Here is a 14,286-nt window from a genome sequence, read left to right as displayed (position 1 = left end):
GCCTGTGTCCCCCCACTTCAGCGCGCTCAACCCCGGCGCTTAACGCCTTTTGGGAGACTACCGCCTCATGGCCAAGATCAAGGTCGCCAATCCCGTCGTCGACATGGACGGCGATGAAATGACCCGCATCATCTGGAAGCTCATCAAGGACAAGCTGATCTTCCCCTACCTCGACCTCGAGCTCGACTACTACGACCTCTCGATCGAGCATCGCGACGCCACCGACGACCAGGTGACCATCGACGCCGCCAACGCCACCAAGCGTCATGGCGTGGCGGTGAAGTGCGCGACGATCACCCCGGACGAACAGCGGGTCGAGGAATTCAAGCTCAAGAAGATGTGGAAGAGCCCCAACGGCACTATCCGCAACATCCTGGGCGGCGTCATCTTCCGCGAGCCGATCATTTGCCAGAACGTCCCGCGCCTGGTGCCCGGCTGGACCCAGCCGATCATCGTCGGCCGCCACGCCTTCGGCGACCAGTACCGCGCCACCGACTTCCTGTTCCCGGGCGCCGGCAAGCTCAGCATCAAGTTCGTCGGTGAAGACGGCACGGTGATCGAAAAGGAAGTCTTCGACGCGCCCAGCGCCGGCGTCGCCATGGCGATGTACAACCTCGACGACTCGATCCGCGACTTCGCCCACGCCAGCTTCGCCTACGGCCTGTCGCGCCAGTACCCGGTCTATCTGTCGACCAAGAACACCATCCTGAAAGCCTACGACGGCCGCTTCAAGGACATCTTCCAGGAAGTCTTCGACGCCGAATACAAGGCTCAGTTCGACGCCCTCGGCCTGACCTACGAGCACCGCCTGATCGACGACATGGTGGCCTCGGCCCTCAAGTGGTCGGGCGGCTACGTCTGGGCCTGCAAGAACTACGACGGCGACGTGCAATCGGACATCGTGGCGCAGGGCTTCGGCTCGCTGGGCCTGATGACCTCGGTGCTGCTGACCCCCGATGGCCAGACCGTCGAGGCCGAGGCCGCCCACGGCACCGTCACCCGCCACTACCGCCAGCACCAGAAGGGTCAGTCGACCTCGACCAACTCGATCGCCTCGATCTTCGCCTGGACCCGTGGCCTCGCCCACCGCGCCAAGCTGGACGACAACGCCGATCTGGCCAATTTCGCCGACACCCTGGAAAAGGTCTGCATCGACACCGTCGAAGCGGGCTTCATGACCAAGGACCTGGCGCTGCTGGTCGGCGACAAGCAGAGCTGGCTGACCACCGAAGGGTTCCTCGACAAGGTCGATGAGAACCTCAAGGCGGCGATGGCCAAGGCCTAGGAAGACCGGGGGGCGGCGAGGAAACTCTCCGCCCCTTCTTCTTGCCGCCCGCGGGTCTCCCCGCCCTGCGCCACGCCCCGTCGGCGCTCAAGTTTGAGTTTCATAAGTACCGCGACAACGCCGCCGTGAAGATAACAGCGTGATCCTTGTCACGGCCTGCGTCGCACTACATCCTCTATTGGTGATCACCAGCACAGTGAAACTACGTCGCGTTCAGTTGACGTAAATGCGCGTATTGGTTGCTTAAGAGGCTGACAGTTGGATCACCGGACTCCCCTGGCGGAAGACGAGAGCCTGCCAGGTCGCTCGATCGAGCCCTGGCTCAACGAATCCGCCGCCCTGACCGAGTTGCTGCGCTCCGGCTCGCGTGACTTCGCCCGGGGACTGGGAGGGCCGACGACGGCGTTCGCCCTGGTGCGGGCCGAACGGCTGGGGGTGGCCGTGGTCGATCGGCTGGGGTCGGCACTTTTCGCCAACGCCGCCTGGCGCCAGGTCTTCGACAGCACCCCGCCGGACCGAGCGGTCTTGGCGGAGGTGATCGCCGGGGGCAGTCGCCGAACGGTGCTGATCGATCATGGCGAGGCCTCGGCCGGCCGCTCCACCGCCCTCTACGCCGCCGTCGCGCGGGCCCGGGACTGGGCCCTGCCTCAGGAGGCGATCGACTGCCTCGAGGACGACCGGGCGGCGGCGGTGATCGTCGTCGTCGGGGCCCTGTCGGCCGCTCAGGTGCTGGCCGACGTCTGCCGGGCGTTCGGCCTGACCGACCTGCAGACCCGCGTCGCCATCGGCCTGGTGCGAAGTGGCGATGTTCGCGGCGCGGCGCGGCAGGCCGGCGTCTCCTACCAGACCGCCCGAAAGGTCGCCTTCGACGCCATGAAGCGGGTCGGGGCGCCCCGCATCACCGGCTTCATCGAGCGGCTGGTGCGGTTGTCGTTCGGGGTCTGGCCGCAGGGCGAAGCCGGGGCGGCGGAGCTGACCGACGTCTGGGGCCTGTCGGCCAGGCAGGCCAGCCTGGCGCTGCGGATCTCCGAGGGCCTCACCCGGGCCGAGGCCGCGGCGGCGGCGGGAATTTCCGAAGCCACCGCCAAGAAGGAACTGGAGGTCATCTTCGAGGCCATGGGCGTCAGGTCGGCCGCCGCCCTGGCCCGGGCGGTGACCGAGGCGCGCGCCCTCGCCCTGATCACCGACGCCACCCACGGCGAGGCGCAGCTGGACAGCGACACCGTAGAGCCCTTCAGCCTGTTCCGCCGGCCGGACGGCAGCCAGGTGGCCTACAGCGACTATGGACCGAGGTCGGGACGGCCGGTGCTGGTTCTGCATTCCAGTTCCGCCTCGCGGCCGGCCCCGAGCCGGCTGGTGGCGGCCCTGCAGGCCAGGGGCTTCCGGCCCCTCAGTCTCGACCGGCCGGGGTTCGGCCTGACCGATCCGCATCCCGACAAGGCGCGGGCCAGGGCCGCGCCGTTCGACGCCGCCGTCGATGACGTGCGGCTGTTCCTGCGCCATCTGAAGCTCGAGCGCGTCGATGTGGTGGCCAAGGGCGGCGCCCAGGTGGCGGTGGCCATGGCCCGACTGGCCCCGGAGACGATGGGCCGCGTGCTGCTGGTCAACCCGGACCCGGCCAGCGCCTCGCACGACCGACGACGCGGGCCGGTGGGCGCCCTGCAGGAGGCCTATCTGCGGCATCCGGACCTGATCGAGGGGCTGGTCAGACTGATTGTCGCCAACCTCTCCACCGACCAGTCCAAACGGATCATGCTGAAGTCGGTCGAAGGCAGCCCGCTGGACCTGGCCACCTTCTCCGATCCGCGCAACCTGGCGGACTACCGGCGGGGCTTCCGGATGTTCGCGACCGGGCGGATCTCCGGCTATGTGGCCGAGCAGACGGCCATAGGCCGCTGGACGTCCGCACCGCTGGAAAACGCCGCCCACTGGCGGGTGTTGCTCAGCCGGCAGGACTTCCTGCACGATCCCGTCCGGACCCACGCGGTCTGGCGCGCGATCCTTCCGGAGGCCCGCATCGACTGGGTCGAGGACGCAGCCCGGTTCCTGGCCATGAGCCACGCCGACCTGGTGGCCGAAACCCTGGCCGCCTGTCAGAGCGGCTGAGACACGCGCCGGGAGGGAGCACCCTTGCAGGCCGCGCGGTTTGGCCCTCTGAATGGGGCCATGCGCAACACCCTCTTCCGTCTCATCCTGCTCGCCCTGGCGGTCTTCGCCATCGCCTTCGTGGCGGCGCCCTTCTACAGCTACCGGGCCCTGCGGGCCGCCACCGTGGCCGAGGACGTGACGGCGATGAGCCAGCTCGTCGACTTCCCCGCCGTTCGCAAGAGCCTGGCCGGCCAGCTGGACCCAGACAGCACCCGCACGGCCGAGCCGCCGACCATCTGGCAGGATCCGGTCGGGGCGCTGAAGCGGGCCTGGAAGGATGTCGCGCCGCAGCCGCCGAAGGTCGACCGCTACGTCACCGTCGCCGGGCTCGGCGACGTGCTCCGCGGCTATGCCCCGGACACGGCCCCGCCTGAGGAAAAGCCGGACGGCAGTTTCATGAGCGGGGCCAAGGGCATGGTCAGCGGCCCTTGGCCGGGCGTGGCCTACTTCGGGCTGGAGCGGGTGCGGTTCGCGGTCAAGCGGCCGGACGCGCCGGAGAAGGTGACCCTGTTGACCTTCGAGCGCCGCAGCCTGTTCGCCTGGAAGCTGGTGCATGTGCAGCTGCCGGAAGGCGAACGATAGTTCTTGTTTTGTTCCGATTTGGGCGTACGGTCTCCTCCTCAGACACGGGAGGTTTTCATGATCGGCTATGTCACCATCGGGGCGCTCGACAGCGAGCAATCGGGCAGGTTCTACGACGCGGTGTTCGACGCGCTCGGCCATGACCGCCGCACGGAAGGCGGCGGCTGGATCGGCTACGGCCCCAAGGGCGGCGGCGAGGGCTTTGCTGACTGCCACACGGCCATCTGCCCGCCCTTTGACGGCCAGCCGGCCCGCCCCGGCAACGGCATCATGATCGCCTATCAGGCCCAGACGGCGGCCGAGATCGATGCGGCCCATGCCGCCGGTCTCGCCGCCGGTGGGACTGACGAGGGGGCGCCGGGGCATCGGCCGCCGGGCACGCCGGGGTTCTACGGGGCGTATCTGCGGGATCCGACGGGAAACAAGATCGCGCTGTTCGCGGCGGCGTGACATGCGCGGACGGCGGACGACTGTCGGTCTGGCGCGGGCGCTGAGACGGGAGATGAGCTTGCCAGAGGTTTTGCTCTGGCAGGCTCTGCGACGTTGCAAGGTCGAGAGCATCCGCTTTCGCCGCCAGCAGCCGATCGGTCCCTACGTAGCGGATTTCTATTGCGGGGCCCGCAGGCTGGTTATCGAGATCGATGGGCAGTCACACTACTTCGGTGATCGCCCTGATCGAGATGAAGCTCGCGACGCCTGGCTGGTTGGCCAGGGCTTTCGCGTCCTCCGCCTGCCGGCGTCGTTGGTTCTCCGCGATATGGACTCCGCCGTGATGACCATTCTCGCCGCTGTCGACGACCGCCAAAATCCTCCTCCGGGGCGCGAAGCGTCACGGGGGAGGGGGACCACCGGCCCGACTTAGGGCCGGTGGTGGAGGGGGCAGCGCCGGCGGTTGGGACTAGCTGCGTTCTGGCGCGGGCGGCGATGACGGCGTTCCGGATAGTCGTCGGGGGCCGGCGCTGCCCCCTCCACCACGCGCTGCGCGCGCGGTCCCCCTCCCCCGTCAGGCCTTCGGCCTGCCGGAGGAGGATTTTTCAAGCGCTGCCGTCTACGCCAGCGCCGCCTTCACCGCCGCCACGCCATCGGCCGCCTTGCTGTCGTCCGGGGCGCCGCCCTGGGCGAAGTCGGGTTTGCCGCCGGCGCCCTGGCCGCCCATGGCGATGACGGCGGCCTTGGCGAGCTCGGCGGCGTTGAAGCGGCCGACGAGGTCGGACGTCACCGATACCGCCACCGCCGCCTTGCCGTCCGACACGCCGACCAGGGCGACGACACCCGAGCCGACCTGTTTCTTGAAGTCCTCGACCAGGCCGCGCAAATCCTTGCCGCCGACGCCGTCCAGCACCCGGCCGATGAAGGCGATGCCGCCGACATCCTCGGGACCGGAGGCCGCCGCGCCGCCGCCGCCGAGCGCAAGCGCCTTCTTGGCGTCGGCCAGGGCCTTTTCGAGCGCCTTGCGCTGGCCCTCGAGGGCCTCGACGCGGGCGGCGACTTCAGCCACCGGCACCTTGAACTTTTCGGCCAGCCCGGTGGCGACGCCCGCCTGGCCTTCCAGCCACTTGCGGGCCGCCTCGCCGGTCAGGGCCTCGATGCGGCGGATGCCGGCGGCGACGCCGCCTTCCGAGACGACCTTGAACAGGCCGATGTCGCCGGTGCGCGAGACGTGAGTGCCGCCGCAGAGTTCGACCGAATAGTCGCCCTCCCCGTCCAGCGCCTTGCCGAGCGCCAGGACGCGGACCTCATCGCCGTACTTCTCGCCAAACAGGGCCATGGCCCCGGCCTCGATGGCCTGCTCCGGCTTCATCAGCTTGGTCTCGGCGGCGCGGTTCTGCAGGACGACGGTGTTCACCTCGTCCTCGATGGCCGCCATCTCGGCGGCCGTCACCGGCCCGCCGTGGCTGAAGTCGAAGCGGATGCGGTCGCCATCGACCATCTGGCCCTTCTGGCTGACGTGCGGACCCAGCACATGGCGAAGCGCCGCATGCAGCAGGTGGGTGGCAGAGTGATTGGCGCGGGTGGCCTGACGGGCCGGCGGATCGACGTGCAGGGCCGCGCTGGCCCCGACCGTCAGCGAACCCGACAGCACCTTGATGTCATGGACGAAGAGATCGCCGGCCTGCTTCTGGACGTCGAGCACCTCGCCCGAGCCGCCGTCCCATTCGACGACGCCCTTGTCGCCGGCCTGACCGCCGCTCTCGGCGTAGAAGGGGGTGCGGTCGAAGACGGCCTGGACGGTCTCGCCGGAGGCGGCGGCCTCCACGGCGGCGCCGTCGATCAACAGGGCCTGGACCTTGCCGGTCCCGTCGACGCTGTCGTAGCCGGTGAACGCGGTCGCCCCGACCTGGTCGCGGATGCCGAACCAGGCGGCCCCGGCCGACTTCTGGCCCGAGCCCTTCCAGTTGGCGCGGCTGTTGTCCTGCTGGTCCTTCATGGCGGCGTCGAAGCCGTCGGTGTCGACCGTGATACCCTTGGCGCGCACGGCGTCCTGGGTCAGGTCGAGCGGGAAGCCGTAGGTGTCGTAGAGCTTGAAGGCCACGTCGCCGGACAGCACGCCGCCTTCGGCCAGGCCCGCGGTGGCCTCGTCGAGCAGGCCCATGCCGCGGCCGAGGGTGCGGCGGAACCGCTCCTCTTCCTGGCGCAGGGTGTCGATGATGGCCGGCTCGGCGCGGCGAAGCTCGCCATAGGCGCCGCCCATCTCGGCCACCAGGGTCGGGACCAGGCGGTGCATCAGCGGATCTTCGGCGCCCAGCAGATGGGCGTGGCGCATGGCCCGGCGCATGATGCGGCGCAGGACGTAGCCCCGCCCCTCGTTCGACGGCGTCACGCCGTCGGCGATCAGGAAGGCGCTGGTGCGCAGGTGGTCGGCGATCACCCGGTGGCTGGGGGCGCGGTCGCCCTCGGCCTTGACGCCGGTCAGGTCGACCGAGGCGGCGATCAGGGTCTTGAACAGGTCGGTGTCGTAGTTGTCGTGCACGCCCTGCAGCACGGCGGCGATGCGCTCCAGGCCCATGCCGGTGTCGATCGAGGGCTTGGGCAGGCTGGTCCGCGTGCCGTCGGCATGCTGCTCGAACTGCATGAAGACGAGATTCCAGATCTCGACGAAGCGGTCGCCATCCTCTTCCGGCGACCCGGGCGGGCCGCCCCAGATGTGGTCGCCGTGGTCGAAGAAGATTTCCGAACAGGGACCGCAGGGACCGGTGTCGCCCATGGACCAGAAGTTGTCGTTGGTCGGGATGCGGATGATGCGCTCATCCGACAGGCCGGCGATCTTCTTCCAGAGATCGGCCGCCTCATCGTCGGTGTGGTAGACGGTGACGGTCAGCTTGTCCTTCGGCAGGGCGAAGTCGCGGGTCAGCAGGGTCCAGGCGTGTTCGATCGCCTGGTCCTTGAAGTAGTCGCCGAACGAGAAGTTGCCCAGCATCTCGAAGAAGGTGTGGTGGCGGGCGGTATAGCCGACGTTGTCGAGGTCGTTGTGCTTGCCGCCGGCGCGGACGCATTTCTGCGACGATGCGGCGCGCGGGCTGATCGGGGTCTCGGCCCCGGTGAAGACGTTCTTGAACGGCACCATGCCGGCGTTGACGAACAGCAGCGTCGGATCGTTCTGCGGAACGAGCGGAGCCGACGGCGTGACGGTGTGGCCGGTCTTGCCGAAGTAGTCGAGGAAGGTGGCGCGGATGTCGTTCAGGCTCTTCATGCGGCGTATCTAGTGTGCGGCGCGGAAGAGTGGAACAGGGATTTACGCTATTGCGGCGGTGGACCGCTCGATTGCCTGACCACGATCATCGGCAGACGGTCCTCGGGGGCCGGTTCGGCCGTCTCCTTGCCCATCAGCTTCTCGGCGGCCATCTGGCCGATGCGGCGGGTCGGGGTGCGGACCGTGGTCAGCGGCGGCCAGACGCGGCTGGCGATCTGGAAGTCGTCGTAGCCGACGATGGAGACGTCGTCGGGCACCTTGAGGCCCAGTTCGCGGGCGGCGTGCAGGGCGCCGGCGGCCATCTCGTCGTTGCCCGCGAAGATGCCGGTCGGGCGGTCCGGCCTGGACAGCAGGGCGCGGGCGCACTCCAGGCCGGATTCGAAGGTGTAGGCCCCCTCGGCGACCCTATCCGGGTCGAGGCTGAGGCCGTGCTCGGCTAGGCCCTCCTCCAGGCCCGAGCGGCGCTCGCTGCTCGAGCGGAAGGTGGAGACCCCGGAGATGAAGCCGACGCGCCGGTGGCCCAGCTCGGCCAGGTGGCGCGCCGCCGCCAGACCGCCGAGCCGGTCCCGGGTCTCGATCATGCGGCCGGGCGCGTCGAGGGCGACGGAGGCGATGCGGATATAGGCGCAATCGATCTCGCGCAGCATCTCGGCAATGCGCTCGTCTTCGGAGACCGAGGGCGTGAGGACGACGCCGTAGAGTTTCTGCCGCTCGATGAAGTTGCGGATGTCGTCGACCAGCGGCGGATGGGCCCGGTCGCAGGGATGCACCACGAGTTCGAAACCGCTGCCGCGCATGGCGTCGAGCAGGCCCAGCTGCATGTTCACGACATACTGCGGGTTGGGGTTGTCGTAGATCAGGCCGATCAGGAAGGAGCGGCGGAAGGCCAGGCCCCGGGCCTGCGGGTCGGGGACATAGCCGGTCTGCTTGATCACCGCCTCGATGCGCTCGCGGGTCTCCTGCTGCACCGAAGGGCTGTCGTTGATGACCCGGCTGACGGTCTTCTTGGAAACGCCGGCCAGACGGGCGACGTCGTTGATCGTCGCCCGCTTGCGCGAGAAATCGGTATCATTCTCGGACATTGGCTTGCGAGGCGGCATCCAGACTCAGACCAGGTCGCCGTGGGCGGCGTCGAGGAGGAGCCAGGCGCGGCCGGCGTCCGACGACAGCAGGCTGGAGACCAGCATGCCGCCGCGGTCGCGCTCGGCCGCTTCGTCGAGCATGCCGGTGAAGCGGCGCAGGTAGCGCTCGGTCTGGCCACGCAGGGCTGCGTCGGAGAACAGGCGGCGGACCAGGCGGCGGATGGCGGCGGGCGCCAGGCGGCGGACCACCTCGCGGGCGCCGCCGTAGTCGCGGGTCTGGACGGCGGCCGCCAGTTCGTCGATGCGGTTGCGCGGCAGCAGGGCCGTGGGGTCGATGCCCATGGCCTCGATCTCGCCCAGCAGGCGCTCGGCCAGGCCCTCGGCGTCGCTGTCGTCGCCGTCGATGGTCGAGAGCAGGTCCTTCCAGCTCCAGCTGCCATCGCTTTCCGGCGGAGGTTCGACGGGGGCGCGGCCGCCGGCGGCTTCGAAGACGCTGCGGAATTCCTCGTCGGTGGAGGTCGGGGTCAGGCGCAGGCGGGGACGCAGGCCGGCCTCGCGGCTGACGGCTTCGCCGCTGATCTCGCGGCTGCGCAGGGAGGCCGGCGGCGGGGTGACGTGCGGCGCGGGCGCGGCCTGTCCGGCGGCGCCGGCGACGACGCCCATCAGCTTCACCGCGTCGGTCAGCATGTCGTAGTTGCGACGGACGCGATCCTGGAAGGCGGAGTCGATGGCTTGCGTCTCCTCGGCCGTGCGGCGGGCAGAGTCCATCAGGTCTTCCATGCCCTGGTCGACGGCGGCCTTGACCTGCTGGGTCTGGGCGCGGGCCTGTTCGGGCAGGGCGCGGGTGCGTTGCTCAAGGTCGGCCAGCAGGGCCTGGAGTTCGGACAGGGTGGTCCTGGCCGAGGCGGCCCCCTCCTCCAGCCGCTGGGCGGTCTGGGCGCCGGCCTGTTCGACCATCTGGGCGGAGGATTCGATCAGGTCGCGGGCCTCGTCCAGGCGGGCCTGGAAGATGGCGTCGGCCTTCTGGTGGGCGGCGAAGGCGGCTTCGTTCAGCTGATCGACGCGGTGCTGGGCGGCGCCGGCGTGGCCCTCGGCGGCGTCCTTGGCCTCGAGGGCGGCGCGGGTCAGGCGGTCGATGGCGTCACGCAGGTCGCGCTCCATGCGGTTGCGCTCGCCGGCGGCGGCGTCGCTGAGCAGGTTGAGGGCGTTCTGGCTTTCGCCGGTCAGGGCCTCGCGCTCGGCGGCGGCGGTTTCGAGCAGGGCCGACATCTGGCTGGCGGCTTCGCCGATAAGGTTGCGCAGGGCCTCTCCGCCGCGGGCGGCGGTGTCGCCAAGCTCCGAGGCGCTCATCGTCGCCTGGGCCATGAATTCGTTGAGCTGGGCGGCGCGGGTCTCGGCCTGGGCGGCAAAGTCCTCCTGGTCGGCGCGGATGGCGTGGCTGACGGTGACCAGCGAGGCGCGCTGCTGCGACAGGCCGGCCTCGACCAGGCGCATCTGGTCGCCGACCCCGACGCCGGCGGTTTCCAGGCGGGCGACCTGGCGGGCCAGGTCCTCGCCGGCGACGCGGGCGGCGTCGCTGGCCTCGCCGGCGGCGGCCGCCAGGTCGGCGGCGCGGGCGGTCAGGGCGGCCTCGGCCTCGCGCAGCTGGGTCTCGGCCAGGTCGGAGGCTTCGGCGACCATGCGGGCCTGCATCGAGATGCTGTCGGACACGGCGGCCGAGCGGGCGTCGAGCTCGCCCGAGAGGGCGCTGAGGGCGTCGCGCTGGCGTCCGAGGGTCACGGCCAGATCGCCGGCGGTGCGCTCGGCGGTGGCGGCGGCGGCGGCCAGGCGTTCGGTTTCCTCGGCCAGGGCCCGGCGCAGGGCCAGCATGGTTTCGCGAGCCTCGGTGGCGGAGGCGGCGGCGGCATCGATCTGGCCGCGGATGAGTTCGACGGCGCTGCCGGCCTCGGCCGAGGCCAGGGCGGCGGGGCCGACCATGGTCTGGGCCAGCTCGCGGGTGCGGCGGATCTCGACCGACAGCTTGCGGCCCTGCATCGCGAAATAGGCGACCAGCCAGATCAGGGCCAGGGGCCCGACGGCCAGCAGGGCGAAGACGGTCATCGCCATGGGATCGTTCTGCAACGGGGCGATATTCTGGCGATAGCCGAAGGCGTAGGCGATCGGCGCGGCGGCCCAGATGGCCGAAACCACGAAGGCCAGGGCGAGAACCGGGGCGGGGCTTGGCTCCTTGACCCGGGGCGCCCGCTGCAGGACGGCGGGCGGCAGCGGCGGCTCTGCCACGGGCTTGAGGGTCTGTTCGGGGGTCGGCGGGGTCAGGGCGGAGTCGGGCTCGGACAGGGCGGGCTCGGATCTCGCAGGTTCGGACCTCGCCGGCTCGAACCGGGCGGGTTCGGACCAGACAGGCTCGACCGCCATCCGGACGATGGGAGCTTCGACGATCTCCAGCTCGGCCTCAAGCACCGGCGGCGCGTCGAGGCGCTGCTCCGGGGCGGGCTCGAAACGCGGGACGATTCCCTCCGGCGCGATGCGAGTGAAATCGAGCGTCGGGCGCTTCTTGGCCATGCGCTTAGCGTCGTCCTGGGGGCCGGACCTCCAACCTGCGCCAAGGCCCCGACCCCTGCCTCGCGCAACGGGAGAAACCTAGACGGGAAAGGGCTGCGCGTTAAGCGGCTTGCAACGATTTCATTAAGGTTTGACGCCGGACGAACGGCGCGAATGGGCGCCGAGGTCCAATTGCGCCAGCAGGCTGGCGTTTATTGAGGAAATTCAGGCCCCAAGGACTAGGCGGCTCTGGCCTTCGGCCTGGCGGTCTTTACCACGTCGGGGCAGTCGGGATCGCGGGCGTCGGCCTTCTGGTCGGGGGCTGATTCGCGTTGGATCACCCGCTCGGCCTTGGCCGGCGGATCAGGCATGTCGACCTTGAGGCCAAGCTGATTGAGGCTGGCCACGGCCATCCAGACGATGACGGCGACGAGCAGTTCAACAATGGCTTGCATGGGGCGTCCCCTCCCCGGAACCGAATATCCCGGTTATCCAACCTGGGCGGCAGTGTGGCAATATGCCCGATCATGAAGAATTGGACAGGTTGCCACGCCCCGTCTCGCGGATGACCAGGCCGATGACCGCCATCCCGATCAGCGTCATGACGGTCATGCCGAGGTAGCCGAAGGGACCGAAGGCGTCGAACAACGGGCCGGAACCGAGGGTCGCCAGGCCGATGAACAGGCCGCCGGCCAGGGACGAACTGATGGTCTGGGCGGCGCTGGCGGTGTGCGGCGGGGCGTAGCGTTCGATCAGGGCCAGGGAGCCGAGGAAGGTGGCGGTGAAGCTGAGGGAATGCAGGCCCTGCAGCGGAAACAGCAGCCAGAGCGGCGGCGAGAAGGCCAGGGCCGACCAGCGAATGAGGGCCGCGACGCCGCCGATGGCGACCATGACTTCGGGCCGGACGCGGCGCCGCCAGCCCTCGGCGAACCACATGAAGGCGACCTCGAGGATGACGCCGATGGCCCACAGGGCGCCGATCCAGGCCTCGCCGATCTCCTGCCGGCGCCAGAGCAGGGCCGAGAAGGCGTAGTAGAAGCCGTGGCTGGCCTGGATGACTCCCGCCCCGACCACGGCGAGCATGAACAGGCGGTTGCGCAGCAGGTCGGAGAGGCCGCGCCAGCGGGAGGTGCGGGGCGGCGCCTCGCCGCCTTCATGGACCGGTTCGGGCGGCAGCAGGACCCCGGCGAAGATGGCGGCCAGGGCGGCGGCGCTGATGGTCCAGAACAGCACCAGGTCCGGGGTGACGACAGCCAGCAGGGCCCCGACCGCGAGGTTGCCGACGATGAAGGCGATCGACCCCAGCCCCCGGGCGAAGGGGTAGGAGAAGCCCTCGCGGCGGGAGAGGCGCAGGCCCATGACGTCGGCCAGCGACGGCAGGGTGCCGAGCATGGCCATGCCGATGGTCCAGGCCAGCAGCCAGGCGGTGAAGCCATGCACCAGGCCGACGACGCCATAGGCCAGGGCGGCGACGGTCCCCAGAATGACCAGCGGCGTGCGGCGCAGGCGGAAGCCGTCGGCCCAGACGGCGGCCATCGGCGAGATGACGATGCGGGCCAGGGACGGCGCCGCCAGGATGATGCCGATCTCGGCGCCGCTGAGGCCCTGGGCGCGGAACCACACCGGCATGTAGGGCAGGCTGGCCCCCGTGCCGATGAAGATGGCGCAGTAGTAGAGGCCAAGGCGCAGGTTGGTCGGCATGGGGTTCCGTTAGCAGGAGTCGCGGACCGCGCGCCTGCGGGAGGCTTATCGAAGCGGCGACCATTATACTGCGGGACGGTGCGACAGGGCAAAATCGGGTTTTGGCGAAGAAATGCGGGCCAAGCCCCTTAATTTGTTGGGTTTTTGGCGGGATTCTGACGGTGAAACGCCGGTGGCGGGCGCCGGTCTTCGTGGGGGGAGACGCCGGGACTGTGTTGGGGGTCGTGTGGGTGATGGAGGTGACGCCGACGACAGGCGGAGTGAACAGGTTGAATCGCCGCGCACCGCTGGAGCGGGGCCCGGCGAGGAGGCTCGCGGCAAGTCATGCTGCCTCCCTTCCCCAACATGAATATGTCTAGACATATTCATGTTGGGCTTTCAGGCGGCCGGCGGCGAGAAGATCGAGAGGACGGCCAGGACCAGGTAGAGCAGCGTGTGCAGGCCGATGGCGACGGCGAACAGCCAGCGGCGTTTGGTCCAGGCGGCGCACCCGACCAGCACGATGTAGATGCCCATGTTCTGCGCGTAGGCGATCGCCAGGCCCTGGCCGTTCTCGCGGGTCAGGTTGACGGCCAGCTGGCCGCAGACGCCGAACAGGTTGGCCAGGATCAGCAGGCAGAGCGCGGCTCGCCTGTTGGCCCAGAAATGGTCGTCCAGCGGGGCCGGCGTGTCGCCCTCGTCGGGAAAGACCAGGGCGGCGGCGATGAAGTAGACCACGGCGACGATCAGGCCCCCGACCAGCAGGCCGTAGCTGACAGGCAGGGCCCGGTAGTTGACCCAGGCGGCGTCCCAGAAGGTGGCGATGTCGAGGGCGACGAAGACGGCGAGCAGCGGGGTCAGCCAGCCGACCGGCCGGGTCCGGCGATGCTTGAAGGCGCGGGCGGCGCCGGTGGCCAGCACGGCCACGGAGAGGCCGAGCAGCAGGCCGTAGAAGCTGAAGAAGAATTCGAAAGCGCTCATAGCTTGACCGGTTTCTCGATGGCCGAGACCGCCTCGATCAGGTCGTCGGCGCGTTTCCGCAGGACGGCCTGGGCGTCGTAGAGGGCCTGGTTGTAGTAGAGGGGCCCGAGGGTTTCGGCGAGCCAGTCGAGGAGGTCGAGGGCCTCGAACTGGCCGAGCTCGAAGCCGTATTCGTCTTGCAGGTGCTTGCGCAGCTTGCGTTCGAGGATGTCGGTGGTCTGGCGGTCGAGGGCGATGGGTTTGGCCATGGGGGGAGATTGACCCGATTCCTTCTCCCGCTTGTCGGGGGAAGGTGG

General features: G+C 69.6%; 12 protein-coding genes. 5 read left to right on the top strand and 7 right to left on the bottom strand.

The genetic code is table 11. The features are described from left to right. Nucleotides 1–67 precede the first annotated feature (67 nt). The 5 genes from O5I81_RS09320 (at nucleotide 68) to O5I81_RS09300 (ending at nucleotide 4,877) form a co-directional block, all read left to right on the top strand. Nucleotides 68–1,285: an NADP-dependent isocitrate dehydrogenase gene (locus O5I81_RS09320; RefSeq protein WP_271068668.1), complete on the top strand. Its 1,218-nt coding sequence runs from the start codon at nucleotides 68–70 to the stop codon at nucleotides 1,283–1,285. 258 nt (nucleotides 1,286–1,543) lie between these two features. Further along, on the top strand, nucleotides 1,544–3,391 hold the full coding sequence (locus O5I81_RS09315; protein WP_271068667.1) for an alpha/beta hydrolase: 1,848 nt from the start codon (nucleotides 1,544–1,546) through the stop codon (nucleotides 3,389–3,391). A gap of 60 nt (nucleotides 3,392–3,451) precedes the next feature. After that, complete coding sequence (locus O5I81_RS09310; protein WP_271068666.1) at nucleotides 3,452–4,015, top strand: DUF2939 domain-containing protein; 564 nt, start codon at nucleotides 3,452–3,454, stop codon at nucleotides 4,013–4,015. 57 nt (nucleotides 4,016–4,072) lie between these two features. Continuing rightward, nucleotides 4,073–4,465: a VOC family protein gene (locus O5I81_RS09305; protein WP_271068665.1), complete on the top strand. Its 393-nt coding sequence runs from the start codon at nucleotides 4,073–4,075 to the stop codon at nucleotides 4,463–4,465. Between the two features lies 1 nt (nucleotide 4,466). Continuing rightward, complete coding sequence (locus tag O5I81_RS09300) at nucleotides 4,467–4,877, top strand: endonuclease domain-containing protein (protein ID WP_348637287.1); 411 nt, start codon at nucleotides 4,467–4,469, stop codon at nucleotides 4,875–4,877. 186 nt (nucleotides 4,878–5,063) lie between these two features. Here O5I81_RS09300 and alaS read toward each other — a convergent pair whose 3' ends face one another. The 7 genes from alaS to O5I81_RS09265 all read right to left on the bottom strand — a co-directional run bounded on the left by alaS (nucleotide 5,064) and on the right by O5I81_RS09265 (nucleotide 14,238). After that, a complete protein-coding gene (gene alaS / locus O5I81_RS09295; RefSeq protein ID WP_271068663.1) occupies nucleotides 5,064–7,706 on the bottom strand; it encodes an alanine--tRNA ligase in 2,643 nt (880 codons plus the stop codon). Between the two features lie 47 nt (nucleotides 7,707–7,753). Beyond that, a complete protein-coding gene (locus O5I81_RS09290) occupies nucleotides 7,754–8,788 on the bottom strand; it encodes a LacI family DNA-binding transcriptional regulator (protein WP_271068662.1) in 1,035 nt (344 codons plus the stop codon). 24 nt (nucleotides 8,789–8,812) lie between these two features. Further along, complete coding sequence (locus O5I81_RS09285) at nucleotides 8,813–11,350, bottom strand: polar localization protein TipN (protein ID WP_271068661.1); 2,538 nt, start codon at nucleotides 11,348–11,350, stop codon at nucleotides 8,813–8,815. Nucleotides 11,351–11,568: 218 nt separating this feature from the next. Beyond that, nucleotides 11,569–11,784, bottom strand: coding sequence for a hypothetical protein (locus tag O5I81_RS09280; RefSeq protein WP_271068660.1), 216 nt, complete (start codon nucleotides 11,782–11,784; stop codon nucleotides 11,569–11,571). 70 nt (nucleotides 11,785–11,854) lie between these two features. Next, a complete protein-coding gene (locus tag O5I81_RS09275; RefSeq protein WP_271068659.1) occupies nucleotides 11,855–13,030 on the bottom strand; it encodes an MFS transporter in 1,176 nt (391 codons plus the stop codon). Nucleotides 13,031–13,408: 378 nt separating this feature from the next. Then, nucleotides 13,409–13,990 carry a hypothetical protein gene (locus tag O5I81_RS09270; protein ID WP_271068658.1) on the bottom strand — a complete coding sequence of 194 codons (582 nt, stop codon included), beginning with the start codon at nucleotides 13,988–13,990 and terminating at the stop codon, nucleotides 13,409–13,411. After that, the gene (locus O5I81_RS09265) at nucleotides 13,987–14,238 is read right to left on the bottom strand and encodes a DUF2164 domain-containing protein (RefSeq protein ID WP_271068657.1); all 252 of its coding nucleotides are present in this window, start codon (nucleotides 14,236–14,238) and stop codon (nucleotides 13,987–13,989) included. The genes O5I81_RS09270 and O5I81_RS09265 overlap by 4 nt, the downstream gene beginning before the upstream one ends. Nucleotides 14,239–14,286: the final 48 nt, after the last annotated feature.

This window comes from Caulobacter sp. NIBR1757 (genome assembly GCF_027912495.1).
Lineage (GTDB): Bacteria > Pseudomonadota > Alphaproteobacteria > Caulobacterales > Caulobacteraceae > Caulobacter.
Note: the sequence above shows the minus strand (reverse complement) of the source record. Positions and strands in the feature narration are given on the sequence as shown.

Excerpts from the sequence above, each read along its gene's own strand:
- O5I81_RS09285 (WP_271068661.1), bottom strand. The coding sequence starts at position 11,350 with ATGGCCAAGAAGCGCCCGACGCTCGATTTCACTCGCATCGCGCCGGAG.
- O5I81_RS09280 (WP_271068660.1), bottom strand. The coding sequence starts at position 11,784 with ATGCAAGCCATTGTTGAACTGCTCGTCGCCGTCATCGTCTGGATGGCC.
- O5I81_RS09270 (WP_271068658.1), bottom strand. The coding sequence starts at position 13,990 with ATGAGCGCTTTCGAATTCTTCTTCAGCTTCTACGGCCTGCTGCTCGGC.
- O5I81_RS09320 (WP_271068668.1), top strand. The coding sequence starts at position 68 with ATGGCCAAGATCAAGGTCGCCAATCCCGTCGTCGACATGGACGGCGAT.
- alaS (WP_271068663.1), bottom strand. The coding sequence starts at position 7,706 with ATGAAGAGCCTGAACGACATCCGCGCCACCTTCCTCGACTACTTCGGC.
- O5I81_RS09275 (WP_271068659.1), bottom strand. The coding sequence starts at position 13,030 with ATGCCGACCAACCTGCGCCTTGGCCTCTACTACTGCGCCATCTTCATC.
- O5I81_RS09310 (WP_271068666.1), top strand. The coding sequence starts at position 3,452 with ATGCGCAACACCCTCTTCCGTCTCATCCTGCTCGCCCTGGCGGTCTTC.
- O5I81_RS09290 (WP_271068662.1), bottom strand. The coding sequence starts at position 8,788 with ATGTCCGAGAATGATACCGATTTCTCGCGCAAGCGGGCGACGATCAAC.
- O5I81_RS09265 (WP_271068657.1), bottom strand. The coding sequence starts at position 14,238 with ATGGCCAAACCCATCGCCCTCGACCGCCAGACCACCGACATCCTCGAA.
- O5I81_RS09300 (WP_348637287.1), top strand. The coding sequence starts at position 4,467 with ATGCGCGGACGGCGGACGACTGTCGGTCTGGCGCGGGCGCTGAGACGG.
- O5I81_RS09305 (WP_271068665.1), top strand. The coding sequence starts at position 4,073 with ATGATCGGCTATGTCACCATCGGGGCGCTCGACAGCGAGCAATCGGGC.